We start from the raw sequence: 25,977 nt of genomic DNA, 5'->3' as shown, positions 1-25,977 counted from the left end.
TTAGCAAAAAAGCTTCTGGCAGACCTAGCGGAAAGCGTCAGATAAAAAGTTTCGATTTACTTTGAAACCCCGGTGGCAAGCGTGTTTCAGGGATGCGAGCCATCGGCGTCGCGTTGCATTCGCAGAAAACACGCGTCCGTCCCCACTACCTGCAATCCCTTTCTTTCATATAACGCCCGTGCCGGGTTGTTTTCAAACACCGTCAATCGCAATGCCGGGCGCCGCTCCTGGCAAGTCATTGCAAAAATCTGATCGATCGCCCAGGATCCGGCGCCCTGCCGACGAAACGCCTCGGCGATCTGTAATTCGCGGATGTACAGCGCCCTGGCGTCTCGACTCAAACTGACATACCCCACCCGACGCTCGCCACAGACAATCAAACGGTTCTCACGCCCCGCCCAGGCGACATCGAACGCCTCGTCCTGCCACAGCAGACTGTGCTGGATGTAATAGCGCAGCATGTTGCGGCAGGTCAGCTCGCGGGCAAATTCAAGGTCGCGGTCAGTGGCCGCACGCCATTCAAATTCCATTACGCCTCGATTGTTGTTTGCAGGAGCAAGAAGTGTGTCACAACCACCGGGCCGCTCAAGTCATAGAAAACGCCATCAATGCCCGATAGCATATTCTGATTGAATCCTCGTGCCGGGCTCTAGTAAGCTCGGCGCATCCATCGGAGACACATCATGTTCAACGCCCTCTTACAGCTTCGTACCGCCAGCGCCCTGCGCTCGGTTACGGCTGCCCCGGCGAACGGCACTTGTGCTCCGGTCAGCTTTTATTTTGGGTATTGGTTTAGCCACTGGCGCGCCTGATACCCACACGGCGCCCACTTTGAACGGGTCGCCACCAGAGAATTCTCAACCCCCGGTCGGCCTCCCGACCGGGGGTTTTGTTTTTTCAGCCCTGAACAATTTTTAGCAACACACCAGACATACAGAGGATCAAGCACATGAACTACGCCACTTATTACCGTTACGACAGTTTTACCGCCTGGCGATTTACCACCCTCCGCTCGGGACAGCCTGCCGCCTCCGATCGGTCACCCACAGGTGGCAAGCACACACACGCAGCCAATTTGGCCAATTGTCGAACACCCCAGTAGGGCCGAGCGCGCGGGAGCGAACCCGCCGCCAGCCCAGGAAGCCTGACTATGAACTCGTCCGTTTCTGCTCTGCCGCTGTCCACCCTGAGCCCTGCCAATGAAGCACTGACCCTGCGTCTGCCCAGCTCGTTGCAACTCAAACAGCAATTGCCGCTTACCAACGCCTTGAGCCAACAAGTCGCCGCCCACCGCCAGGCGGTTCGCGCAATCCTCAACGGTGAAGATTCCCGCCTGCTGGTCATCGTCGGTCCCTGCTCGATTCATGACCCCAAATCTGCCCTCGAATACGCCGGCAATCTGGCCCGCCTGGCCGCCGAAGTCAGCGACACAATGCTGCTGGTGATGCGCGCCTACGTCGAAAAACCCCGCACCACGGTTGGCTGGAAAGGTCTGGCCTACGATCCGCATCTGGATGGCAGCGATGACATGGCAGGTGGCCTGACCCTGTCGCGCGAGCTGATGCGCGAAATGCTCCTGCTCGGCTTGCCAGTGGCGACCGAACTGCTGCAACCCATGGCCGCCGGTTACTTCGACGATCTGCTCAGTTGGGTGGCCATCGGTGCCCGCACCACCGAGTCGCAAATCCATCGGGAGATGGCCAGCGGCCTTTGCATGCCGGTCGGATTCAAGAATGGCACCGATGGCGGTGTCGCGGTGGCCAGCGACGCGATGCGCTCGGCCGCCCATCCGCATCGCCATTTCGGTGTGGACAGCCAGGGACACCCGGCGATCATCCAGACTCCCGGTAATGCCGACACCCATCTGGTATTGCGCGGCGGGCATCACGGCCCCAACTACGACCGTACCAGTGTGGCCAAGGTACACAGCGACTTGACCCGCCTGAAGATCCCGGCGCGCATCATGGTCGACTGCAGCCACGCCAACAGCGGCAAAGATCCGCTGCGCCAGCCAGCGGTGTTCAATGACGTGCTTGAACAACGCCTGCAGGGCGACCGCTCATTGATCGGCATGATGATCGAAAGTCATTTGTTCGAGGGCTGCCAGCCGTTGGGCTCTGCACTGAAGTATGGGGTGTCGATTACTGATGGTTGCCTGGGCTGGAGCGGGACGGAAGATCTATTGCGCGAGGCGGCAAAACGGCTTCGCACACTGTAGAAGCGAGCTTGCTCGCGAAAAACGTCTGGACAACGCAATCATTCAGATTGAGCGCGTTATCGTTGGCGAACATCGCGAGCAAGCTCGCTCCCACAGGGTATGCGTACACCCGCGTTTTCAGCGTTGCCCTATTCCGTTTTCGCCAGATAACCGCGTCCTTTTCATACATCCCGCCAGCGGCCCCGTGCTTTAGAGTGAGACGCAAGGCTCCTCCCTGATCGCTGAAAAAAGGACAAAAACATGCAAAGGAATGCAGACACTCACTATCCCATCCTGCTGGTTCATGGGCTTTTCGGATTTGACCGGATCGGCACCTTCGAACTTTTCCATGACGTTAAACAGGCCCTGAGAAACGCCGGAGCACGAGTCTTTGTGCCGCACCTGTCCGCCACCCACAGCAACGAAGTACGGGGCGACCAACTGCTGGCGCAGATTAAACGGGTTTTGCAAGGTACGGGCGCGAGCAAGGTCAATCTGATCGGACACAGCCAAGGGGCACTGGCGGCTCGTTACGCAGGAGCAGTGGCGCCCGAGTCGGTGGCCTCGGTGACGTCCGTCAGCGGGCCGAATCATGGCTCGGAGCTGGCGGACTTCCTGCGCAAGGCGCTCATCCCCGGACACCTGCCAGAACACATCGCCGAGACGGTTGCATCGCTGTTCGCCGAATTTCTGGCATTACTCGGCGGCCACCGTCCGTTGCCACAGAACGCCATTGCCGCGCTGAATGCCCTGACCACCGAAGGTGTGGGTGCATTCAATGGCAAATACCCCCAGGGGCTACCGAAAACCAGAGGCGGCCAGGGTTGCGAGCTGGAAAACGGCGTCCGCTACTACTCATGGAGCGGCACCTTGCAGGGCAGCATCTTCCAGAGCGGGCTCAAAGCCATCCATCCGCTGCACAACTGCTTGCGCACACTGTCCCGATATTTCGTCAATGAGGCCGAGCAGAACGACGGCATGGTCGGCCGCTTCAGTTCCCATCTGGGGACCGTCATCCGTTCCGACTATCCCTTCGATCATCTGGACACCCTGCGCCAGATGGGTGTTCCAGCGGCACACTCCGTCGATCCGATCGACCTGTATGTGCTACACGCCGAACGCCTGAAAAAAGCCGGTCTTTGAGGGTGATACGGGTCATTTGCAGGCGCCGGGCTTGCTCGCGATGGACATCATTGATACCGCTGCCTGCCTGAATGCCCGCGTGCCCAAGCATTTTTCGCGAGCAAGCTCGCTCCTACAGGAGAAATAGCTCGCTGAATCCGGTAGGCTCAGCACTTTACCGAACATTGAAGGAGTATTTTCCCATGGCTAAAGCCACTGCCCGCCACATCCTCGTTGCCAGCGAAGCCAAATGCAACGAGCTCAAGGCTCAAATCGAAGCTGGGGCAGACTTCGCCGAAGTCGCCAAAGCCAACTCCACTTGCCCTTCCAGCCGCCAGGGCGGTGACCTGGGTTCGTTCGGTCCGGGCCAGATGGTCAAGGAATTCGACACCGTGGTTTTCAGCGCACCGATCAACGTCGTGCAAGGCCCGGTGAAAACCCAGTTCGGCTACCACCTGCTGGAAGTGACCAGCCGTCAGGACTGATCGACGCCTGGCTTTGCTCCACAACGGCCCGCCTATCGGTGGGCCGTTGTGTTTCCAATACGTAATTCGGCTGGCGAGGGACGCGCCGCTAGCGTACAAATTGTCGTTAACGACCACCCGGCTCTAAGGCTGACAATGCGACCGGCTTTCCCTATTGTGTTATTCACTGTCGTGGCCCTGTTATTGGGCGCCGCTGGTGTGAACGCTGCACCGCAACATGCGCTGACCGTGTACGGCGAACCGGCCAAATACCCGGCGGGCTTCAGTCACTTCGCCTACACCAATCCGCAGGCTCCCAAGGGTGGCACGATGCGTCGCTCGGCAATCGAAATCGGGCATTTCGACCATGTGTTGCCGTACATCGACAAAGGCATTGGCGTCACGCAGATCGACGGCTTGCTCTATTCACCCCTGGCCCAGCGCTCGATGGACGAACCTTACACCGTGTATGGCCTGGTGGCACAGCAGATGGAACGCTCCGATGACGGGCTGTCCCTGCGTTTCTACCTCAACCCCAAGGCACGCTTTGCCGATGGCAAGCCCATCACGGCCGAAGACGTGCGCTACACCTTCGACCTGTTGATGACCCAGGGCAGCCTGCGTTATCGCACGCAGTTCGCCGACGTCAAAGGCGTCGAAGTGGAGTCGCCACTGACCGTGCGCTTCGACTTCAAGAACAACGAAAACCGCACCCTGCCCCTGGACATCGCCACCCTGCCGGTATTTCCCGAGCACTGGTGGAAGACCCGAGATTTCGCTGGCGGTGGCGGTTACGAACCACCACTGGGCAGCGGACCGTACAAGGTGAGCAAGGTCGATTCCGGGCGCAGCATCACCTTCGAACGTAACCCCGACTGGTGGGGCAAGGATTTGCCGGTCAGTCGCGGCCTCTACAATTTCGACCATTTCAGCATCGAGTACTTCGGCGATACCGACGTTGCCCGCCAGGTACTGCGCGGCGGCGCCTACGACTACAACCGTGAGTTTTCCGCCACCGGCTACTCCATCGGCTACGAAAGCCCGGCCCTGAGCGACGGTCGCCTGCAAAAGGCCCACCTGGCGACACAAGCCCCGCAACCGAGCCAGGGTTTTGTGTTCAACCTGCAAAATCCGATGTTCCAGGATCGGCGGGTGCGTCAGGCGCTGGTCATGCTCTGGGATTTCGAATGGAGCAACCGGCAGATGATGCGCAACCTGTACATCCGCCAGCAGAGCTTTTTTTCCAATACCGAACTCGCTGCCCGGCAATTGCCGGATGCCGGCGAACTGGCGATTCTCGAACCCTTGCGTGGGCAGATCCCCGATGAAGTCTTCACCCAAGTGTTCGAGGCACCGAAAACCGATGGCAGTGGCCTGATTCGCGACAAGCAATTGCAGGCCCTGGACCTGCTCGAACAGGCCGGCTGGAAACCCGATGGCGATCAACTGGTCAACGCCGACGGTGAACCGCTGAGCTTCACCTTCCTGGTCAGCCAGAACGGCATGGACCGCTTGCTGCTGCCGTACAAGCGCACCCTGAAACAGATTGGCATCGACCTCAACATCCGTCGCATCGATGCCTCCCAGTATGTCAACCGCCTGATGAGCCGCGACTACGACATGATCGTCACCGGCTACCCGGTCACCACCTCGCCGGGGGGCGAACTGCTCAACTATTTCGGCTCGGCCGCGGCCACCGACCCCGGTGCCAACAACTACATGGTCTTGAAGAACCCGGCGGTCGATACCCTGATCAACGGGCTGGTGCGCGCCAACAACAAGGCCGACATGCTTCGCTACGCCCATGCGCTGGACCGGGTGCTGCAATGGAACTATTACTGGATTCCCAACTATTACCCGCCGGGAACGTCCACTGTGTGGTGGAATCGCTTCGGCATCCCGAACGTGCAGGCCAGCAATGACGAAGCCATCGAGAGCTGGTGGGAGGTGAGCACAACGCCCCTCACCAACCAGGAAATGACTGCCGAGCGCATTCGCCGTGGCAGACCCGGAGGGCCGCATTGATGTGGGCTTACATACTGCGGCGCCTGCTGCTGATCATTCCGACGCTGGTGATTATTCTCCTGGTCAACTTCGTCATCGTCCAGGCCGCACCGGGCGGCCCGGTGGAACAGGCCATCGCCCATCTGCAGGGCATTGGTGGCGCCACGGTCGGTGGTGGCTCCGGCGAGTCCATGGGTACCACCTCCCGGGCCAGTCGCGGCCTCGATCCGCAGCTGATCAAGGACATCGAAAAGCAGTACGGCTTCGACAAGCCGGCCCACGAGCGGCTCTGGTTGATGCTCACCAGTTATGCGCGCCTGGACTTCGGCAAGAGCTTCTTCCGGGGCGCCACTGTCACCGACCTGATCCTGCAGAAAATGCCGGTGACCATTTCCCTCGGGCTCTGGGCGACGCTGATTACCTACCTGGTGTCGATCCCGCTGGGCATCCGCAAGGCGGTGCATCATGGCAGTCATTTCGATATCTGGAGCAGCACCGCGATCATCATTGGCTACGCGATGCCGGCGTTTCTTTTCGCGATGTTCCTGATCGTGGTGTTCGCTGGCGGCACTTCGCTGAACTGGTTCCCCGTACGCGGGCTGGTTTCGGACAATTTCGAGTCGCTGTCGACCCTGGGCAAAGTGGTCGATTACTTCTGGCACCTGGTGCTGCCGGTGACGGCGCTGGTGATCGGTGGTTTCGCCACCCTGACCATCCTGACCAAGAACTCGTTCCTCAATGAAATCACCCGGCAGTACGTGGTCACCGCCCGCGCCAAGGGCCTGAGTGAGCGTCGGGTACTGTATGGCCACGTGTTTCGCAATGCCATGTTGCTGGTGGTATCGGGAATACCCCAGGCCTTTATCAGTGTGTTTTTTGCAGGTTCCCTGCTGATCGAAGTGATCTTTTCCCTCGATGGCCTGGGCCGCATGAGCTACGAGGCGGCGGTTTCACGGGACTATCCGGTGGTGTTCGGCTCGTTGTTCATCTTCACCCTGTTCGGCCTCCTGATAAAACTGGTGGGCGACCTGTGCTATGTCCTGGTCGACCCGCGCATCGATTTCGCCGCGAGGAATGCCTGATGCTCAAGCTTTCGCCGCTGGGTCGTCGTCGCTTTGAACGCTTCAAGAAAAACCGCCGGGGCTGGTGGTCGCTGTGGTTGTTTGTCGGCCTGTTCATGCTGACCCTGGGGGGCGAGCTGATCGCCAACGACAAGCCGCTGATCGTCAGCTATCAGGGCCAGTGGTACTTCCCTGCCCTCAAGCGCCACACCGAACTGGAGTTCGGCGGGCAACTGCCGTTCCAGGCCGATTACCGCAGCGATTATGTGCAGCAACTGATCAAGAAAGACGGCGGCTGGCTGCTGTTCCCGCCGATTCCCTTCAGCGACGACACGCCCAACTACGACCTGAACAAACCGGCCCCAAGCCCGCCCTCGAACGTGAACTGGCTGGGCACCGACGACCAGGCGCGGGATGTGCTGGCCCGGGTGATCTTCGGTGCGCGGGTGTCGATTCTGTTTGCCTTGATGCTGACCTTCGTCAGCGCGCTGATCGGCATTGCCGCCGGCGCCCTGCAAGGCTATTACGGTGGCTGGGTCGACTTGTTCGGCCAGCGGCTGATGGAGGTCTGGTCGGGGCTGCCAGTGCTCTATCTGCTGATCATTCTGTCGGGTTTCGTCGAGCCGAATTTCTGGTGGTTGCTGGGGATCATGGCGCTGTTTTCCTGGCTGGCACTGGTGGACGTGGTGCGCGCCGAGTTCCTGCGCGGGCGCAATCTGGAATACGTCAAGGCGGCCAGGGCATTGGGCCTGAGCGATCGCAAGGTCATCGTTCGGCATATCCTGCCCAACGCCATGAACGCGACCTTGAGTTATCTGCCGTTCATTCTGACCGGGGCTATCTCGACCCTCACGGCGCTGGACTTCCTCGGTTTCGGCATGCCGGCCGGCAGCGCGTCCCTGGGCGAACTGATCGGCCAGGGCAAGCAGAACCTGCAAGCGCCGTGGCTGGGGCTGACGGCGTTTTTCACGCTGGCGTTGATTCTTTCCCTGTTGGTGTTCATCGGCGAAGCCTTGCGCGACGCGTTTGACCCGCGATCTTGATTCCCGATTTTGAGAGCCGGACTGCTGACATGAGTAACCTGATCGAAATCCGTGACCTCAGCGTGGCCTTCAGCGGCCAGACCGTGGTGCGCAATCTGTGCCTGGACATCCGCCCCGGCGAATGCCTGGCCCTGGTGGGCGAATCGGGCTCGGGCAAGTCGGTGACCGCCCACTCGATCCTGCAACTGTTGCCTGAAGGCGGGACCGAAACCACCGGCAGCATCCGTTATCGCGGCCTGGAGCTCGTCGGCGCCGACACCAAAAGATTGCGCCAGTTGCGCGGTAATCGTATCGCGATGATCTTCCAGGAGCCGATGACCTCCCTCAATCCGCTGCACAGCATCGAAAAGCAGATTGGCGAAACCTTGCTGGTGCACAAGGGCATGGCGGGCAAGGCGGCGCAGGCGCGGATCCTGGAGTTGCTGCATCTGGTGGGTATCCAGAAACCCCAGGAGCGGCTCAAGGCTTATCCCCATCAATTGTCCGGCGGCCAGCGCCAACGGGTAATGATTGCCATGGCCCTGGCCTGCGAACCGGAGCTATTGATCGCCGACGAACCCACCACCGCTCTGGACGTCACCGTGCAGCGCAAGATTCTGCTGCTGCTCAAATCATTGCAACGACGGCTCGGTATGTCGCTGCTGCTGATCAGCCACGACCTCAACCTGGTGCGCAGCATCGCCCAGCGCGTCTGCGTAATGAAGGCCGGCGAAATCGTCGAGCAGGCTTCGTGCGAAACCATTTTTACCGAACCGAAACACCCGTACAGCTGCATCCTGCTCAACGCTGAGCCGGAAGGCGAAGCGTTGCCTCGTGACGAGCGCGAAAACGTACTCGAAGTGGAGAACCTGCGGGTGCAGTTTCCCGTCAGTGGCGGGTTGTTCCAGCGCAAGACTTACCTCAACGCCGTGGACGGCATCAGCCTGAATGTCCAGCGCGGCAAGACCCTGGGCATTGTCGGCGAATCCGGTTCGGGCAAGTCCACGCTGGGCCAGGCGATCCTGCGCCTGCTCGACTCCGAAGGCGGCATTCGCTTCCAGGGCGAAGCGCTGGACAGCCTGACGCAGAAGCAGTTGCGGCCGTGGCGCAAGAAAATGCAGGTGGTGTTCCAGGACCCGTTTGGCAGCCTGAGCCCACGGATGTCCGTGGCACAAATCATCAGCGAAGGCCTGGAGGTGCATAGCCAAATGAGCATCGAGCAATGCAACGCCGAGGTCATTCGGGCATTGCAGGAAGTCGGCCTCGACCCGCAAAGCCGCCATCGCTACCCACACGAATTCTCCGGCGGCCAGCGCCAACGCATCGCCATCGCCCGGGCGCTGGTATTGAAACCGGCGCTGATCCTGCTGGACGAGCCGACCTCGGCACTGGACCGCACCGTGCAAAAGCAAGTGGTCGCCCTGCTCCGCCAGCTTCAGGAAAAACATGGCCTGACCTATCTGTTCATCAGCCATGACCTGTCGGTGGTGCGCGCACTCGCCCATGACATGATCGTGGTCAAGGACGGCAAGGTGGTGGAAAGCGGCGCCAGCCACGATGTGTTCGAATCCCCGCAGCATCCGTATACCAAGGAGCTGTTGGCGGCGGCGCATGCGGGGCAGGCATAATTTGGCGCATGCCGTTGAACCGCGTCGCCGCCATCGCGGGCAAGCCCGCTCCCACAGGTTTTGTGTCTAGCCTACATTTGGCGGCAAATCCATATCCTGTGGGAGCGGGCTTGCCCGCGATGGGGCCAGCACAGTCAACATCTAATCAGGATCAGCCCCCATGAACACCACCGAAAGCCTCAAGGACTACCAGCGCGTACGCCTGCTGGCGATCCGTTCGCTGTTCGAGATCATCGAGCAGTCGAGTGAAGGCACGGTGATCGTCGACCGCGATGCCAACATCGTCTGGATGAACGAGCGCTATGCCCGGCGCTTTGGCTTGTCATCGGCCGAGGGCGCCATCGGCAAGGCTTGCGAAAGCGTGATCCCCGGGAGCCTGTTGCGCGAGGTGGTGCGCAGCGGCCGGCCGATTCTGCTCGACATGCAGGACACCCCCAAGGAGCCGCTGGTGGTCATGCGCCTGCCGATTCACGACGACGCAGGCGAAGTGATCGGTGCCATCGGCTTTGCCCTGTTCGACGAATTGCGCAGTCTGTCGCCGATGCTCAAGCGCTACATGAGCATGCAGGAAGAACTCGCTTCCACACGCTCGCTGTTGCGGGCACGGCAGACCAAATACAACTTTGCCCACTTCATCGGCACCAGCGCCGCCAGCCTGGAAGTCAAACGTCGCGCCCGGCGCAGCGCCAGCACCGAATCACCGGTGCTGCTGCTCGGCGAAACCGGCACCGGCAAGGAATTGCTGGCGCAGGCGATCCACAATGCCTCGCCGCGTGCGCACAAGGCCTTTGTCAGCATCAACAGTGCGGCGATCCCCGAATCGCTATTGGAAGCCGAATTCTTCGGCACCGCCCCCGGCGCCTTTACGGGGGCTGACCGCAAGGGCCGTGCCGGCAAGTTGCAAATCGCCCAGGGCGGTACATTGTTCCTCGATGAAATCGGCGACATGCCGTTGCCGCTGCAAAGCAAGTTGCTACGGGTGCTACAGGAAAAGGAATTCGAACCGGTCGGCTCCAACGACGTGATCCAGAGCGATGTACGCGTGATCGCCGCGACCTCTACCGATCTGGAAGCGGCGATCAAACGCGGCGAATTTCGCGCCGATCTGTATTACCGCCTCAACGTCCTGCCGATCCAGGTCCCACCGCTGCGCGACCGACTCGACGACCTGCCCGCCCTCAGCGAAGCGATCCTTGAAGAGTTGCGCAGCCAGCACGAACTCAATAGCGAAGCCCTGGCGCTGTTGGGCCAGCACGCCTGGCCGGGAAACATTCGCGAACTGCGTAACGTCCTGGAACGGGCGGCGCTGCTCGGTGATGACCTGCGGCTTTCGGCAGCGGATATCCGCGCGGCCATCGGGACGTTTACTCCGGTTCAACGCGTGGCGCCGTTGACCGTCGAACCTTTGGAGCAGGAGACGTTCAGTGCGGCGCGGGAGCGCTTTGACCGGCAATTGATCGAAAACGCCCTGGCGCAAAGCAGGGGCAAGGTGATCGAGGCGGCGGCACGATTGGGACTTGGGCGGTCGACGTTGTACAAGAAGATGGTGGCGTTGGGGATTGCTGAGTCTCAATAAAGAGACATAGATCTCTATTGGTAGATCGGGCCTCTTCGCGGGCAAGCCAGCTCCCACAGAGACCGCATTATTCTGAACGCGCCGAAGAACCTGTGGGAGCGGGCTTGCCCGCGAAAGGGCCAGTCCTGACAACAAAAGTCTCCAAACAGAGACAAAACCGTTTAATCCGGCTCAGAGCCACTCAATATATCCTTATATTTCAAACACTTAACCATCTGGCACGAAACTCGCTTCGGCCCACTCCTACACCGTTTCACCCCTACAAAAATAACAATCCCAGGAGACACACCATGAGTGTGATCATTGCCTTGGCAGCCCTCGCGCTGTTGATGCTGGCTGCTTACCGTGGCTACAGCGTTATCCTTTTTGCCCCGATTGCCGCCCTTGGCGCTGTCCTGTTAACCGACCCATCCGCCGTCGCGCCCGCCTTCACCGGCGTGTTCATGGAGAAAATGGTTGGTTTCATCAAACTGTATTTCCCGGTGTTCCTGCTCGGTGCAGTGTTCGGCAAGCTGATCGAGTTGTCAGGCTTCTCGCGCTCCATCGTTGCCGCGGCGATTCGCTTGTTGGGCACCCGGCAGGCGATGCTGGTGATCGTGCTGGTCTGCGCCTTGCTCACCTACGGAGGCGTGTCACTGTTTGTGGTGGTGTTCGCGGTCTATCCGTTTGCCGCTGAAATGTTCCGCCAGAGCAACATTCCCAAGCGCCTGATTCCGGCGACCATCGCCCTCGGCGCTTTCTCGTTCACCATGGACGCCCTGCCCGGCACCCCGCAGATCCAGAACATCATCCCCAGTACCTTCTTCAACACCACCGCCTGGGCGGCGCCCTGGCTGGGTGTGATCGGCACGATCTTCGTGTTCTGCGCCGGCATGCTGTTCTTGCAGCGTCAGCGCAACAAGGCCCAGCGCGCCGGTGAAGGCTATGGCACTGACCTGCGCAATGAGCCGGAAACCGCCGCCGACATCAAGTTGCCCAACCCATGGATCGCCCTGTCTCCGCTGTTGGCCGTGGGCCTCATGAACCTGCTGTTTACCCAGTGGATTCCGCAGTGGTACGGCAAGACCCACAGCCTGGCGCTGCCGGGCATGGCCACGCCAGTTACCACCGACATCGCCAAACTCACGGCGATCTGGGCGGTTCAGGCCGCACTGCTGGTGGGCATCCTCATGGTGCTGGCGTTCGGCTACAAGGCGATCAGCCGCAAACTGGCCGAAGGCAGCAAAAGTGCGGTCAGCGGTGCTTTGCTGGCGGCGATGAACACCGCCTCGGAATACGGTTTCGGCGCGGTGATCGCGTCCCTGCCAGGCTTCCTGGTGCTGGCTGACTGGCTCAAGAGCATCCCCAATCCGCTGGTCAATGAAGCGATTACCGTGACCTTGCTGGCCGGTATCACCGGCTCTGCTTCGGGCGGCATGAGCATCGCCCTGGCGGCGATGTCCGAGCAATTCATCAGCGCCGCCCACGCCGCCAATATTCCACTGGAAGTGCTGCACCGGGTGGCGGCGATGGCCAGTGGCGGCATGGACACCCTGCCGCACAACGGCGCGGTGATTACGTTGCTGGCGGTCACCGGGCTGACCCATCGCGAGGCTTACAAAGACATTTTTTGTATTACGCTGATCAAGACCCTGGCGGTTTTCGTGGTAATCGGCACTTTCTACGCCACTGGCATTGTGTGAGGTATTCATGACGACTCTTACGGGCAAGACCGCACTGGTCACCGGTTCCACCAGTGGCATCGGCCTGGGCATCGCGCTCAGCCTGGCCAAGGCCGGTGCCAACCTGATCCTCAATGGTTTCGGCGATGCCTCAAAGGTGATCGCGCAGGTTGAACAGTTTGGTGGCAAGGTCGGCCACCACCCCGCCGACGTCAGCGACCCGGCGCAGATCGCCGACATGATTGCCTACGCCGAGCGTGAATTCGGCGGCGTCGACATTCTGGTCAACAACGCGGGCATCCAGCACGTGGCGCCGGTAGATGAGTTCCCGGTGGAACGCTGGGATTCGATCATTGCCATCAACCTGTCGTCGGTGTTTCACAGCACCCGCCTGAGCCTGCCGGGCATGCGCGACAAGGGATGGGGCCGGGTGATCAACATCGCCTCGGTGCATGGCCTGGTCGGTTCGACAGGCAAGGCCGCTTATGTCGCGGCCAAGCATGGCGTGATCGGGCTGACCAAAGTGGTCGCCCTGGAAACCGCCACCAGCAACGTCACCTGCAATGCGATCTGCCCGGGCTGGGTGCTGACGCCGCTGGTGCAGAAACAGATCGATGATCGCGCCGCGACCGGCATTGATCCGCAGCAGGCACAGCATGACTTGCTGGCAGAGAAACAGCCGTCGCTGGAATTCGTGACCCCGCCGCAGCTGGGCGAGCTGGTGCTGTTTTTGTGCAGCGAAGCCGGCAGCCAGGTGCGGGGCGCGGCGTGGAATGTGGATGGCGGGTGGTTGGCGCAGTGATCAACCGCTAGACCGCGTTATCGTTCTTCGCGAGCAGGCTCGCTCCCACAGGGGATCGCATTTCAATGTGGGAGCGAGCCTGCTCGCGAATGGATCTGAAGATAAGAAGAGGCAAACCATGTCCGACATTCTCTGGCAACCCACCGCCGAACGCATCGCCAAGACCCGCATGGAAGCCTTTCGGCGCTTCATCATTGCGCGACACCACCTGCACCTCGACGACTACCCTGCCCTGCATCAATGGTCCATCGACCACCGCCAGGAGTTCTGGCAAGCGATCGTCGACTTCTTCGATATCCGTTTTCACCAACAACCCGATGCAGTACTGGTGGAAGGCCGGCAAATGCCCAGCGCCGAATGGTTCCCCGGCGCAACCCTGAACTTTGCCGAACACTTGTTGCAGCGCCGCGACGATGCCGTGGCAGTGGTCGCCGTGGCGGAAAACGGTCAGCGCGAACACTTGACCTGGGCCGAACTGGCCGAGCATGTCGCCGGCTTCCAAAACGGTTTGATTGCGTCGGGGGTGGGCCTGGGCGACCGGGTCGCCGCGTGCATGCCCAACACCTGGCAAACCCTGGTGGCCATGCTCGCCACCACCAGCCTCGGGGCAATATGGTCTTGCTCATCGCCGGACTTCGGCACCCAGGGGGTGATCGACCGTTTCGGCCAGATCGAGCCGAAAGTGCTGATCACCTGCGCCGGCTACCGCTACGCCGGCAAGGCGATCGACCAGACCGTCAAGGTCAACGAAATCCTCGAACGTCTGCCGTCGTTGCGCCAGTTGGTCGTCGTGCCTTACGCACGCCCTGAAGCGCGCATCGAGGACTTCCGCACCCAGGCCAATGTCACGCTATGGGACGATTTCTACTTCCCCGGTGGCGATCCGGATTTCGTCGCCGTCCCCTTCGCCCATCCCCTGTATGTCCTCTATTCCAGCGGCACCACGGGCGTACCCAAATGCATCATCCACAGCACCGGCGGCGTGCTGTTGCAACACGTCAAGGAACACGGCCTGCATTGCGATCTGGGTCCCGGCGAACGTTTGTTCTACTACACCACCTGCGGCTGGATGATGTGGAACTGGCTGGTCTCGGCCCTGGCGGTGGGCAGTTCCGTGGTGCTGTACGACGGCTCGCCGTTTCACCCCGATCCCGAACGCTTGATCGACCTGATCGACGACGAAAGCATCAGCGTCTTCGGCACCAGCCCCAAGTACCTGGCGACTCTGGAAAGCAGCGGCGTGAAGCCAAGACAAAGCCATGACCTGGGCAGCCTGAAAACCCTGCTTTGCACCGGTTCCGCGCTGTCGCCGCAAAGCTACGACTACGTCTATCGCGACTTCAAGGCTGATGTGTGCCTGGCGTCGATGTCGGGCGGGACGGATATCGTCTCGTGCTTCGTCAATGGCAACCCGTGGCAGCCGGTCCGTCGTGGTGAAATACAAGGCAAGAGCCTGGGCATGGCCGTGGAGGTGTGGAACGACGAGGGTCAGCCGGTGATAGGCGAAAAAGGTGAACTGGTGTGCACCCGGCATTTCCCGGCAATGCCCATCGGCCTTTGGCACGATCCTGACGGGGAAAAGCTGCGGGCCTCGTATTTCAGCCAGTTTCCCGGCGTCTGGGCCCAGGGCGATTACGCCGAACAACTGCCCCATGGCGCCATGATGATCCATGGGCGCTCCGACGCAGTGCTCAATCCCGGTGGCGTGCGCATCGGCACGGCGGAAATCTATCGCCAGGTGGAAAAAGTCCCGCAGGTGCTCGACAGCGTGGCCATCGGTCAGCAATGGCAGGACGACGTGCGGGTGGTGCTGTTCGTTCGCTTGCGTGACGGCGTGGCACTGGATGAAGCGCTGCAACAGCAGATCCGCCAAGTCATCCGTGCCAACACCACACCGCGCCATGTGCCGGCGAAGATCGTTGAGATCACGGATATCCCCCGGACCATCAGCGGCAAAATCGTCGAATTGGCGGTGCGTAATGTGGTGCACGGGCAAAAGGTGAAAAACACCGATGCACTGGCCAACCCCGAGGCACTGGAGCAATTTCGGGACCGCCCCGAACTCCAGAATTGAGTTCGCGGTCCCCCTGTGGGAGCGAGCCTGCTCGCGAAAGCGGTGTGCCAGTCGAAATCAATGTGACTGACACGACGCCTTCGCGAGCAGGCTCGCTCCTACAGGGGTGATGTGTCAGTCCATGAGGCCCCAGTCGCCCGGTGATACTTCAGCGTGCAGTTTCAACCGCAACCGCAAATTGTTCATCGAATCCGCATGCTTCAACGCTTCCTCCTCATCAATCGCCCCCTCCACCACCAGGTCGAATAACGCTCCGTCAAACGTCTGCATCCCCAACGCCGCTGATTTTTCCATCAGCCCCTTGAGTTCGGAAAACTGGTTAAGCCGGATCAGGTCGCCAACGGTCGGTGTCCCGAGCATCACCTCCACCGCCACCCGTCGTTGCCCATCCCGGCTGCGTACCAGGCGTTGAGACACGCAGGCCTTGAGGTTATTGCCCAGGTCATGGAGCAATTGCCGGCGGCGCTCTTCGGGGAAGAAGTTGATGATGCGGTCAAGCGCCTGGTTGGCGTTATGGGCGTGCAGCGTGGAGATCACCAGATGTCCGGTGTCGGCGAAGGCCAGGGCATGTTCCATGGTCTCGCGGTCGCGGATTTCACCGATCAGCACCACATCCGGCGCCTGACGCAGGGTGTTTTTCAACGCACTATGGAAGCTGCGGGTGTCGACGCCGACCTCACGCTGATTGATGATCGATTGTTTGTGCCGGTGGATGTATTCGATCGGGTCCTCGATGGTGACAATATGACCACGGCTGTGACGATTGCGATAATCGATCAGGGCCGCCAGCGACGTGGACTTGCCCGAGTCGGTGGCGCCGACGAAGAGCATCAGGCCTTGCTTGAGCATCACCGTTTCAAGCAATACCGACGGCAACTTCAGGTCTTCGAAACGCGGTATGTCGAGCTTGACGTTGCGCACCACCATGGACACATCGTTGCGCTGCTTGAAGATATTGACCCGAAAGCGTCCAACCCCCGCCCGGGAGATCGCCAGGTTCATTTCCAGCGCCCGGTCGAACTCCCGGCGCTGTTCGGCGTCCATGATGGACGCGGCAATCGCCGCAATCTCCCCCGGCTTGAACGCTTGGTCCGCCAGGGGCGTGAGAACACCGTCGAACCGCGCACTGGGTGGCGCACCGGTGGACAGGTAGAGATCCGAGCCATCCTGGCTGGCCAGGCGTTTTAACAACGCATCGATTTCCATGGCAAAAAGCACCCGCGAAGCATTCAATTGGCAGAAATGACCCGCACCGGGTCAGAACAGTGATTGCCTGGCAAGCATAGTAGACGCCGCCATACCGACTTATGTGCAGGACACCTTGATGAACGCATCACCCAACGCCAGCGATGCCCAGGCCTTGATTGCCCGACTGGACTGGACAAACACGCCGCTGGGCGAGGCCAGCACCTGGCCGCAGAGCCTGCGCACCGCCGTGGACATCGTGATCCATTCGCCGATGCCGATGCTGTTGCTCTGGGGGCCACAGCTGACGCAGATCTACAATGACGGCTTCGCCCTGCTGGCCGGCAGCAAGCATCCGAACGCTTTCGGACAGCCAACACACCAGATCTGGCCAGAACTCAGAGACTTTACCGACCCCATTTACAGCGCCGTCCTACAGGGCCAGGTGCGGACCTACAGCGAACAGCGCTTCACCCTACAGCGCGATGGCAAGGATTCCGATTTCTGGCTCGACCTGACCTACAGCCCCATCCGCGATGAAAATGCCGAAGTCGCCGGGATCCTGGTCACCGCCATCGAAACCAACGAACGCCGGCGCATTGCCCTCGAACTGGAACAACGCTCGGCCGCCAGCCTCAAGGCACAACAGGACACCGAAGAGCGCCTGCAACTGGCCCTTTCCGCCACCGACGCGGTCGGCACCTGGGATTGGGATATCAGTGAGGACCGTTTCATTGCCGACGCGCATTTCGCGCAATTGCATGGCATCGATCCGGCCATGTCTGGCCAATTGCCAATCAGCGCGTATCTGCACGGTGTTCATCCCGAAGACCGCGCCTTGATCGCCCGCAGCATCAAGCATTGCATCACCCAAGGCAGCGAGTACGCCGAGGAATATCGCTTGTTGCAACCCGACGGACAGCTGCGCTGGGTGTTCGCCCGCGGGCGTTGCTACAAGGACCACCATGGCCGGCCGATCCGCTTCCTTGGCGCCGCCCTGGACCTGACCGATCGCAAAAACACCGAGCAGGCCCTGCGCCAGAGTCAGACCGAGTTGCAGTTGATCATCAATGCCATGCCGATCCTGATCAGCTACGTCGACCGCGAGGAACGCTTTCGCCTGAACAATTCCGCCTATCTGGACTGGTACGGCCTGACGCCCCAGGAGCTCTACGGCAGGACGATCCGCGAAGTGTTGGGCGATGAGGCCTACGCCTTGCGCGCCGAGCACATCGCCCAGGCGCTGGCCGGCAGGCCCTGCTCTTTCAGCATCGACACGCCGCACCGTGACGGCAGTATCCGGCACGCCCTGATGAATTATTTACCGCGCCACGGCGCGGACGGCGCGGTGAACGGCTTCTATATCTTCGTGATCGACGAAACCGAGCGCAAAAAGACCGAAGAGGCCCTGCTCAATCTCAACGAAACCCTGGAAGAGCGGGTCGCCGCCCGCACCCAGCAACTGGCGGAAACCAACCAGCGCCTGCAAAACGAGATGTTCGAGCGCGAACGCGCCGAAGACGCCTTGCGCCATGCGCAGAAAATGGAAGCGGTCGGCCAGCTCACCGGTGGCATCGCCCACGACTTCAACAACATGCTCACCGGGATTATCGGCAGCCTCGACCTGATGCAACGCTACCTGGCCGACGGGCGCACCGAGGACATCGGTCGTTTCGCCGAGGCCGCCGTGTCTTCGGCGAAACGCGCCGCCGCCCTGACCCATCGCCTGCTGGCATTCTCCAGGCGTCAATCGCTGGACCGCAAGCCAATCAATGCCAACGATCTGATCCACTCCCTGGAAGACCTGTTCAGCCGCACCAAGGGCGACCACATCCAGCTCAAGCTGCAACTGGCCGAGGACGCCTGGCCGGTCAGCACTGATGTCAGCCAACTGGAAAACGCGCTGCTCAACCTGGTCATCAACGCCCGGGACGCCATGCCCGATGGTGGCGAATTGCGCATCGAAACCGCCAACGTCTATCTCGACGGCAGCGACGTCTACATTCTGGAGCCGGTCAAGGCGGGCGATTACCTGATGATCGCTGTCAGTGACAACGGCACCGGCATGACGCCGAAGATATTGGCCAAGGCGTTCGATCCTTTTTTCACCACCAAACCCATCGGTCAGGGCACGGGGCTGGGTCTGTCGATGATTTACGGGTTTGCCCAGCAGTCAGGCGGCCACGTCAGCCTGTTCAGCATGCCCGGCCAGGGCACCAGCGTGCGCCTGTACCTGCCGCGCCTGCACACCATGGAGCAGGTAGAAACCCTGTCGCCGGACATCGGCGAAGCGCCGCCGGCGATTGCCGGGGAAACCGTGGTGTTGGTGGAGGATGACCCGGCGGTGCGCATGCTGGTGCTCGACCTGCTCAAGGAACTGGGTTATCACGCCCATGAAGCGCAAGATGCGAAAACCGCCCTGCCCTTGCTCGAATCCGATTTACGGGTCGATCTGCTGGTCACCGATGTCGGTTTGCCGGGCATGAATGGCCGACAACTGGCGGAGATCGCCCGCCAGCATCGCCCGCAACTCAAAGTGCTGTTCATGACCGGCTACGCGCAAATGGCTGCCGAACGCCAGGGTTTCCTCGAGGAAGGCATGGACATGGTGGCCAAACCGTTCTCCATAGATCTGTTGGCCAACAAGATTCGCACGATGATCGGCCAACCCGAGTGAGTTAGGGCATAATCGCGCGCTATTTTTTCCGTCAGTGTCACCACCGCAGCAAGGTAATCGTTCCATGAAAGCTCAAGCCCGCCACATTCTGGTGAAAACCTCGGAAGAAGCCGAGCAGCTCAAACAACGCATCGCCAAGGGCGAAGCCTTCGATGTGCTGGCCAAAAAATATTCCACCTGCCCCTCCGGCAAGCGCGGCGGCGACCTGGGTGAAGTGCGGCCGGGGCAGATGGTCGGGGTGATCGATGCGGTGATCTTCAAGAAGCCGCTGCGGGTGGTGCATGGGCCGATCAAGAGCAAATTCGGGTATCACTTGGTGCAGGTGTTTTACCGGGATTGATCGGTTGGCCTCAGGGCCTTATCGCTGGCAAGCCAGCTCCCACAGGACCTGTGCCATGGCTACTATCTACGGCAACCTGTAATCCCTGTGGGAGCTGGCTTGCCAGCTCCCACAGGATCTGTGCCATGGCTACTATCTACGGCAACCTGTAATCCCTGTGGGAGCTGGCTTGCCAGCCCCCACAGAATCTGTGCCATGGCTACTATCTACGGCAACCTGTAATCGCTGTGGGAGCTGGCTTGCCAGCTCCCACAGAATCTGTGCCATGGCTACTATCTACGGCAACTTGTAATCCCTGTGGGAGCTGGCTTGCCAGCGATCCGATGGCGCAGCCAGCGGCCATATCCCATTACTTCGGAATGAGTGCCCCGGGCACCTGAATCACCCGACTCGCCAACAAATGCCCCGCCTCGGCCGCTTCCACCGGGCTCCCTCCCTTGAGCCGACTGGCCAGATACGCCGCACTGAACGAGTCCCCCGCCGCCGTGGTGTCCACCACCCGTTCCACTTTCTGCGCCGAGACTTCAAATGATTCGCCGTCACAAAAAATCAGACAGGCCTCAGCGCCGCGCTTGAGCACCACTTCAGGTGTGCCAATCTGCTCGTACGCGGCAAACACCGCCGCGCAATCGGCAAAATGGAACAGCGCCTGCTCGTCATCCACGGTCAGCAACGCCAGGTCGACATAGGGCAGCACGCTGCGATAAGCGGCCCTGGCCTCTTCGACCGAAGCCCACAGCCGTGGCCGGTAGTTGTTGTCGAAGACGATCCGCGCATCGCGTTGCCGGGCTTCGACCAGGGTTTCCAGCAATTTTTCCCGACCTTGCACGCCCAGCACCGCCAGGGTGATGCCGCTGAAATACAACACGTCGTAATCCGGCAGCGCCGCCAGGATCGGCGCGGCGGCCGGGGTGGTGAAGCAATCGCGCACCGCCGCCTCGTTGCGCCAGTAGAGAAAGCGTCGTTCGCCGGCGGCGTCGGTTTGAATGCAGTACAGCCCCGGCAAGCGGCCAGGCAAGCGCTGGACCATGTCCAGGCCGATGTTCTCGTCGGCCCAGCTCTGGCACATGGCATCGCTGAAGCTGTCATCGCCCAGGGCGGTGACGTAATCCACCGCGCCGGCCGCGCCCAGCTCACGGGACAGGTAGACCGCGGTATTCAAGGTATCGCCGCCGAAACTCTGTTGCAGGCTGCCATCGGCGCGATGCTGCAGTTCGATCATGCATTCGCCGATCAGGGCGATTCGTGGGGCGTCAGGCCCCAGGGTGTTGATGGTGTTCATTGTGTGGAGTCTCTGGTGTTGCTTTTGTGTCTGGACCGGCCTCATCGCGGGCAAGCCTTGCCCCTACAAGAGCGACACCCATCCTGTGGGAGCAAGGCTTGCCCGCGATGGCCGCGCCGCGGTCTTGAACTTTAGAAACAGGTTTCCATGTTCTCGATGACGTTCAACTGCTCATCCACCAGACACCCTGTGCGCCATTTGTCGAACGTCAGGCACGGGTGCGAGGTGCCGAACGAAATGATGTCGCCCACACGCAATTCAATTCCCGGTGCCACCGTCATGAACGCATGCTGGTCCATCACCGCCGTCACCTTGCAGGCGCCGACATCGTCACCCTTGGCCGGCACCACGCCGGCTTTGTAGCGCAGCAACGGTACCGGCAGACCGGCGTCGTAGGCCACGTCACGCTTGCCCAGGGCAATCACCGCGAAACCCGGCTCCGGCAACGACTGCACATGGGCCCAGACTTCCAATGCCGGGCGCAGGCCTTCATGCAGATCGCTGCGACGGTCGAGCACGCAGCATTGCGCCTCTTTGTAGATGCCGTGGTCGTGGGCCACATAGCTGCCCGGACGCAGCACGCTGAGGAAACGCCCGGCGGCGTTCTGCGCCTCGAACTCTTCGGCAATCAAGTCGTACCAGGCCGAGCCGGAAGCGGTGATGATCGGTTTGGCGATGGCAAAGGCGCCGCTGTCCTGCAACTGCACCGCCAGACGCACCAGTGAGCCGGCGAACGCGCGAATGCCGCTGACGGCGTGATCGCCATGGATCACCCCTTCGTAACCTTCGATGCCCGTCAGGGCCAGTGCCGGTTGTGCGGCAATGGCCTTGGCCAGGTCCAGCACTTCCTGTTCGCTGCGGCAACCGCAACGACCGCCGACCACGCCGTACTCGATCATCACGTTCAGGCGCACGCCACGGGAGGCGAAGTAAGCACCCAGATCCGCCACGTTGTCCGGGTGGTCGACCATGCAATAGAAGTCGAACGCCGGGTCGGCCAGCAGGTCGGCGATCAATGCCATGTTCGGCGTGCCGACCAGTTGGTTGGCCATCAATACCCGACGTACGCCATGGGCATACGCCGCACGGGTTTGCGTGGCGCTGGCCAGGGTGATGCCCCAGGCACCGGCGTCGAGCTGACGGCGAAACAGCGCCGGGGTCATGCTGGTCTTGCCATGGGGCGCCAGTTCCGCGCCGCTGTCGCTGACAAAGGCCTGCATCCAGCGAATGTTGTGTTCCAGCGCCTGGCGATGCAGCACCAGAGCCGGCAGGCTGACGTCACGGACCAGATTGGCGCCGGTCTGGGCAAAGCCCTTTTCCACGGCGGCAGTATTAGGGGCAGAAGACATGGTTGAACTCCTCACATTCGTGGCCGCAAGCAGCCGCTGTTATTCGTTGATGCGACGGGCCAGGCTGTTGGCGCTGTCGATCAGTACCCGGCGGTAGTCGTTGTAATGAGTCTTGGCATCGGCGCGCGGAGCGACGATGCACAGGGTGCAAATGGCCACGCCATCGGGGTCTTTGACCGGGGCGGCGAAGCAATGGGTAAAGGTGTCGGCAACGCTGTCGAAAGAGAAAAAGCCGTCGACGCCGGCCTGGCGGATTTCCTGCAGGAACTGCTCAAGCGGCAAGCGTTCGCCGTTGGGCAGGATGAAGTCGTCGTGGTCGATCAGGTCGACGATTTCCTCATCGCTCAGGTGCGCCAGCAGCAGGCGCCCGGACGCAGTCCAGGGGATGGGCGCGTTCTCGCCGATGTCCGAGGAAATGCGGAAATGCCGCTCGCCCTCCTTCATCAGCGCCACGGTGTATTTGCGCCCGTTGAGCAGGCACATCTGTGCGGTTTCGCGGGTCTGGCTGACGATCTCCTGCAAGGCATGATCGGCCTCGCGGGTCAGGTCGAAATGACGCAAATGCGCCTGGCCGAGGAAGTACAGCTGACGACCAAGATAGACGTGGCCGTCCTTGCCGACCGGCTCCAGAATCCGTCGTTCCAGCAGCGAGGCAACCAGTTCGTAGACCGTGGATTTGGGGCTGCCGATGCCGCTGGCGATTTCGTTCGGACGCAGGGGCTGGCCGATTTCCTTGAGGAAGTCGAGGATATCGAACGCCCGGTCCAGACCGCGTGCCCGGCGCTTGATGGTGTCTTCGGTCATGTCAGTGGTTCCCCTTGAAAATGCCGGGAGTTTACCCGGGGTGCTGCGGTGGCTGTTAGGCCGCCTTCGCGAGCAGGCTCGCTCCCACATGGAATGCGTTCCCTGTGGGAGCGAGCCTGCTCGCGAAGAATTCACCGCTATTCTCAGGCCTTTTTCTTGTAGGCGATGCAGTCGATCTCGACCTTGCAGTCCACCATCATGTTCGCCTGCACACAGGCCCGGGCCGGTGCATGTTCAGGCTTGAAGTACTCGGAGAAGACCTTGTTGAAACTGGTGAAATCCCGCGGATCTTCCAGCCACACGCCAGCACGCACCACATCTTCCAGGCCATAACCGGCCTCTTGGAGAATCGCGATCAGGTTCTTCATGGTCTGGTGGGTCTGCTCGACGATGCCACCCACAATGATCTCGCCATCCTTCGCAGGCACCTGGCCGGAGACGTGCAGCCAGCCATCGGCTTCAACGGCGCGGGCGAAAGGACGCGGCGTGCCGCCAGCGGCGGAGCTGCCGGTGCCATAACGAGTAATGCTCATGAGTGTTTCTCCTGATTGAAAATTGAGTGTTTAAAACCGCGTGCTTTTGAGAAATTCAGCCAGACGCGGCGACTGCGGGCGCTCGAACAGGTCCTTGGGCGGCCCCTGCTCTTCGATGCGCCCCTGATTCATGAAAACGATCTTGTCCGAAACCTCGAAGGCGAAGCGCATTTCGTGGGTCACCAGCAGCATGGTCATGCCATCGTCCGCCAGGCCCTTGATCACATTGAGCACTTCGCTGACCAGTTCCGGGTCCAGCGCTGAAGTCACTTCGTCGAACAGCATCAGGCTCGGGTTCATCGCAATGGCCCGGGCAATCGCCACGCGCTGTTGCTGACCGCCGGACAATTGGCCGGGGTAGTGATCGCGGCGCTCCAGCAAGCCGACCCGCTCCAGCCATTTTTCCGCCAGGGCCACGGCCTCGTCCTTGTGCAACTTTTTCACCTTGAGCAAGCCCAGGGTGACGTTCTGCAACGCGGTGAGGTGCGGGAACAGGTTGAACTGCTGGAACGCCATGCCGGTCATGGCGCGATGGCGGGCGATGACTTTTTCCGGATGGCGGATGCGTTTGCCGTTGACCTCGTCATAACCGATGGACTCGCCGTCGAGCAGGATCTGCCCGCCCTGGAACTCTTCGAGCATGTTCACGCAGCGCAGCAGCGTGGTCTTGCCCGAACCGCTGGAACCGATCAGCGTCACAACGTTACCGCGCTGCATGGTCAGATCGACGCCCTTGAGCACTTCGAGGTGGTCGTAACGTTTGTGCAGGCCGCGAATGTCCAGCAGGGGCTGGCCGTTCTGTGGGTTGATTTGAGTCTGAGTCATGGCAAGGCCACCCGCTTTTCAATGTGCCGGCCGAGTAATTCGATGCCGTAGTTGATGACGAAGAACAGAAAACCGGCGAACAGGTAGAACTCCAGGGTCATGAAGGTCCGGGCGATGATCTGCTGGGTGCTGAGCAGCAGCTCGGCCACGCCGATCACCGACAGCAGCGTCGAGGCCTTGACGATCTCGGTGGACGAGTTGACCCAGGTTGGCAAAATCTGCCGCATCGCCTGGGGCAGCAACACATAGCCGAGCGCCTGGAAAAACGTCAGGCCGATGGCCTTGCTCGCCTCCATCTGCCCGCGCGGCAATGCCTGCAATGCACCGCGCACGATCTCGGCGACGTGGGAGCCGCAAAACAGCGTCAGCCCCAGGGCTCCCGCCTGGAATGCGCTGATCTGCCAGCCCAGCGCCGGCGCCATATAGAAGCAGGCCAACACCAGCACAAACACCGGCGTGCCGCGAATCACATCGACGTAGAAACGAAACGGCGCGCGCATCCAGAACCTGCCGTAAGTCAGCACCAGTCCCGCTAAAACGCCCACCACTGTGCCCAGCAGAATCGACAGCGCCGATACCTGCACACTGGTCAGAAAACCTTGCCACAAGGGTTCCCGCGCCACCCACAACTCATGCAACCAACTGGGGGATTCGTACATGGGGCCTCCTATCGGCGGATCGCCAGGCGCTGTTCGAGGTAGCGCAGCATCATGGCAATGAGGTAACAGGCCGCGACATAGAGCGCCGTGGTCACCAACCAGGTTTCAATCACCCGGTAGCTCTCGACATTGATCTTGCGCGCGTAATAGGTCAGCTCCGGCACGGCAATCGCCGCTGCCAGCGAGGTGTCCTTGAACAGCGAAATGAAGTTGTTCGACAAGGCCGGCAACACATTGCGCAACATCACCGGCACCGTGATGTAAGCCTTGACCTGCCACTCGCCCAAGCCAATCGCCAGCCCGGCTTCACGCTGGCCCTTGGGAATGCTCAGCAGGCCACCGCGGAACACTTCGGTCAGGTACGCCCCGGCATACAGCGACAGGGTGATGATGAACGAGGGAATCTTGTCCAGACGAATCCCCAGGCTCGGCAACGCGAAGTAAATCAACAGAATCAACACCAGGATCGGCGTGTTACGGATCACCGTGACATACACCGATGCCAGCACCCGCAACGCACGGTGCTTCGACAGCAAGGCGAACGCCATCAGCAGGCCGATCACGCAGCCGATGGCGATCGACACCAGCGCCAGTTCGAGGCCCAGACCGAGCCCCGCCAGCAAGGTGTCGAAATCGCGCCAGACGGCGGCAAAGTTCAACTGATAATTCATGGTCGGCAGTACCTTGAGCGGGGCGATCAACGTCGCCCCAC

The 25,977-nt window shown here is 60.9% G+C and carries 22 protein-coding genes; 13 read left to right on the top strand and 9 right to left on the bottom strand.

Going from position 1 to position 25,977, the window contains the following annotated elements; all coding sequences use genetic code 11:
• Positions 1 to 86: 86 nt before the first annotated feature.
• Positions 87 to 530: an N-acetyltransferase gene (locus BJ917_RS26415; protein WP_121105363.1), complete on the bottom strand. Its 444-nt coding sequence runs from the start codon at positions 528 to 530 to the stop codon at positions 87 to 89.
• A gap of 620 nt (positions 531 to 1,150) precedes the next feature.
• Here BJ917_RS26415 and BJ917_RS26405 point away from each other — a divergent pair.
• The 11 genes from BJ917_RS26405 to BJ917_RS26350 all read left to right on the top strand — a co-directional run bounded on the left by BJ917_RS26405 (position 1,151) and on the right by BJ917_RS26350 (position 15,611).
• Positions 1,151 to 2,218 (top strand): 3-deoxy-7-phosphoheptulonate synthase, encoded by a 1,068-nt coding sequence (locus BJ917_RS26405; RefSeq protein WP_121105361.1) that lies wholly within the window; start codon positions 1,151 to 1,153, stop codon positions 2,216 to 2,218.
• A gap of 240 nt (positions 2,219 to 2,458) precedes the next feature.
• Entirely contained in the window at positions 2,459 to 3,340 is an 882-nt protein-coding gene (locus BJ917_RS26395; RefSeq protein ID WP_096511846.1) for a triacylglycerol lipase, read from the top strand.
• Between the two features lie 71 nt (positions 3,341 to 3,411).
• On the top strand, positions 3,412 to 3,804 hold the full coding sequence (locus BJ917_RS26390; RefSeq protein WP_256658576.1) for a peptidylprolyl isomerase: 393 nt from the start codon (positions 3,412 to 3,414) through the stop codon (positions 3,802 to 3,804).
• A gap of 135 nt (positions 3,805 to 3,939) precedes the next feature.
• Positions 3,940 to 5,808 (top strand): extracellular solute-binding protein, encoded by a 1,869-nt coding sequence (locus tag BJ917_RS26385; RefSeq protein ID WP_121105357.1) that lies wholly within the window; start codon positions 3,940 to 3,942, stop codon positions 5,806 to 5,808.
• The gene (locus tag BJ917_RS26380) at positions 5,808 to 6,869 is read left to right on the top strand and encodes a microcin C ABC transporter permease YejB (protein ID WP_121105354.1); all 1,062 of its coding nucleotides are present in this window, start codon (positions 5,808 to 5,810) and stop codon (positions 6,867 to 6,869) included. Before BJ917_RS26385 ends, BJ917_RS26380 begins: the two co-directional genes overlap by 1 nt.
• Complete coding sequence (locus tag BJ917_RS26375) at positions 6,869 to 7,891, top strand: ABC transporter permease (protein ID WP_096511849.1); 1,023 nt, start codon at positions 6,869 to 6,871, stop codon at positions 7,889 to 7,891. Before BJ917_RS26380 ends, BJ917_RS26375 begins: the two co-directional genes overlap by 1 nt.
• Positions 7,892 to 7,920: 29 nt before the next feature.
• On the top strand, positions 7,921 to 9,498 hold the full coding sequence (locus tag BJ917_RS26370; protein WP_121105352.1) for an ABC transporter ATP-binding protein: 1,578 nt from the start codon (positions 7,921 to 7,923) through the stop codon (positions 9,496 to 9,498).
• 160 nt (positions 9,499 to 9,658) lie between these two features.
• Entirely contained in the window at positions 9,659 to 11,074 is a 1,416-nt protein-coding gene (locus tag BJ917_RS26365; RefSeq protein WP_121105350.1) for a sigma-54-dependent Fis family transcriptional regulator, read from the top strand.
• 290 nt (positions 11,075 to 11,364) lie between these two features.
• On the top strand, positions 11,365 to 12,756 hold the full coding sequence (locus BJ917_RS26360; protein ID WP_121105348.1) for a GntP family permease: 1,392 nt from the start codon (positions 11,365 to 11,367) through the stop codon (positions 12,754 to 12,756).
• A 7-nt stretch (positions 12,757 to 12,763) separates the two neighbouring features.
• Positions 12,764 to 13,537 (top strand): 3-hydroxybutyrate dehydrogenase, encoded by a 774-nt coding sequence (gene hbdH / locus BJ917_RS26355; protein WP_121105346.1) that lies wholly within the window; start codon positions 12,764 to 12,766, stop codon positions 13,535 to 13,537.
• Positions 13,538 to 13,655: 118 nt separating this feature from the next.
• Positions 13,656 to 15,611, top strand: coding sequence for an acetoacetate--CoA ligase (locus BJ917_RS26350; RefSeq protein WP_121105344.1), 1,956 nt, complete (start codon positions 13,656 to 13,658; stop codon positions 15,609 to 15,611).
• 114 nt (positions 15,612 to 15,725) lie between these two features.
• Here BJ917_RS26350 and BJ917_RS26345 read toward each other — a convergent pair whose 3' ends face one another.
• Entirely contained in the window at positions 15,726 to 16,817 is a 1,092-nt protein-coding gene (locus BJ917_RS26345; protein WP_121105342.1) for a PilT/PilU family type 4a pilus ATPase, read from the bottom strand.
• A 118-nt stretch (positions 16,818 to 16,935) separates the two neighbouring features.
• Between BJ917_RS26345 and BJ917_RS26340 the strand changes: the two genes are divergently transcribed.
• On the top strand, positions 16,936 to 19,473 hold the full coding sequence (locus tag BJ917_RS26340) for a PAS domain S-box protein (RefSeq protein ID WP_096511856.1): 2,538 nt from the start codon (positions 16,936 to 16,938) through the stop codon (positions 19,471 to 19,473).
• 64 nt (positions 19,474 to 19,537) lie between these two features.
• The gene (locus BJ917_RS26335; RefSeq protein WP_007898282.1) at positions 19,538 to 19,813 is read left to right on the top strand and encodes a peptidylprolyl isomerase; all 276 of its coding nucleotides are present in this window, start codon (positions 19,538 to 19,540) and stop codon (positions 19,811 to 19,813) included.
• 349 nt (positions 19,814 to 20,162) lie between these two features.
• Here BJ917_RS26335 and BJ917_RS26330 read toward each other — a convergent pair whose 3' ends face one another.
• From BJ917_RS26330 to BJ917_RS26300, 7 genes are all read right to left on the bottom strand, one after another.
• Positions 20,163 to 21,095, bottom strand: a complete 933-nt coding sequence (locus tag BJ917_RS26330) for a sugar kinase (RefSeq protein ID WP_121105340.1) — start codon at positions 21,093 to 21,095, stop codon at positions 20,163 to 20,165.
• Between the two features lie 131 nt (positions 21,096 to 21,226).
• The gene (locus BJ917_RS26325) at positions 21,227 to 22,444 is read right to left on the bottom strand and encodes an amino acid deaminase (protein ID WP_096511858.1); all 1,218 of its coding nucleotides are present in this window, start codon (positions 22,442 to 22,444) and stop codon (positions 21,227 to 21,229) included.
• A gap of 39 nt (positions 22,445 to 22,483) precedes the next feature.
• On the bottom strand, positions 22,484 to 23,248 hold the full coding sequence (locus BJ917_RS26320; RefSeq protein ID WP_096511859.1) for an IclR family transcriptional regulator: 765 nt from the start codon (positions 23,246 to 23,248) through the stop codon (positions 22,484 to 22,486).
• A gap of 143 nt (positions 23,249 to 23,391) precedes the next feature.
• Entirely contained in the window at positions 23,392 to 23,781 is a 390-nt protein-coding gene (locus BJ917_RS26315) for a RidA family protein (RefSeq protein ID WP_096511860.1), read from the bottom strand.
• A gap of 30 nt (positions 23,782 to 23,811) precedes the next feature.
• Positions 23,812 to 24,606 carry an amino acid ABC transporter ATP-binding protein gene (locus BJ917_RS26310; RefSeq protein ID WP_096511861.1) on the bottom strand — a complete coding sequence of 265 codons (795 nt, stop codon included), beginning with the start codon at positions 24,604 to 24,606 and terminating at the stop codon, positions 23,812 to 23,814.
• Positions 24,603 to 25,265 carry an amino acid ABC transporter permease gene (locus BJ917_RS26305; RefSeq protein ID WP_121105338.1) on the bottom strand — a complete coding sequence of 221 codons (663 nt, stop codon included), beginning with the start codon at positions 25,263 to 25,265 and terminating at the stop codon, positions 24,603 to 24,605. Before BJ917_RS26305 ends, BJ917_RS26310 begins: the two co-directional genes overlap by 4 nt.
• 8 nt (positions 25,266 to 25,273) lie before the next feature.
• On the bottom strand, positions 25,274 to 25,936 hold the full coding sequence (locus BJ917_RS26300) for an amino acid ABC transporter permease (protein ID WP_096515420.1): 663 nt from the start codon (positions 25,934 to 25,936) through the stop codon (positions 25,274 to 25,276).
• Between the last annotated feature and the right edge of the window lie 41 nt (positions 25,937 to 25,977).

Origin of the sequence: Pseudomonas sp. WPR_5_2, from assembly GCF_003634475.1 — a bacterium.
GTDB lineage: Bacteria > Pseudomonadota > Gammaproteobacteria > Pseudomonadales > Pseudomonadaceae > Aquipseudomonas > Aquipseudomonas izuensis.
Note: the sequence above shows the minus strand (reverse complement) of the source record. Positions and strands in the feature narration are given on the sequence as shown.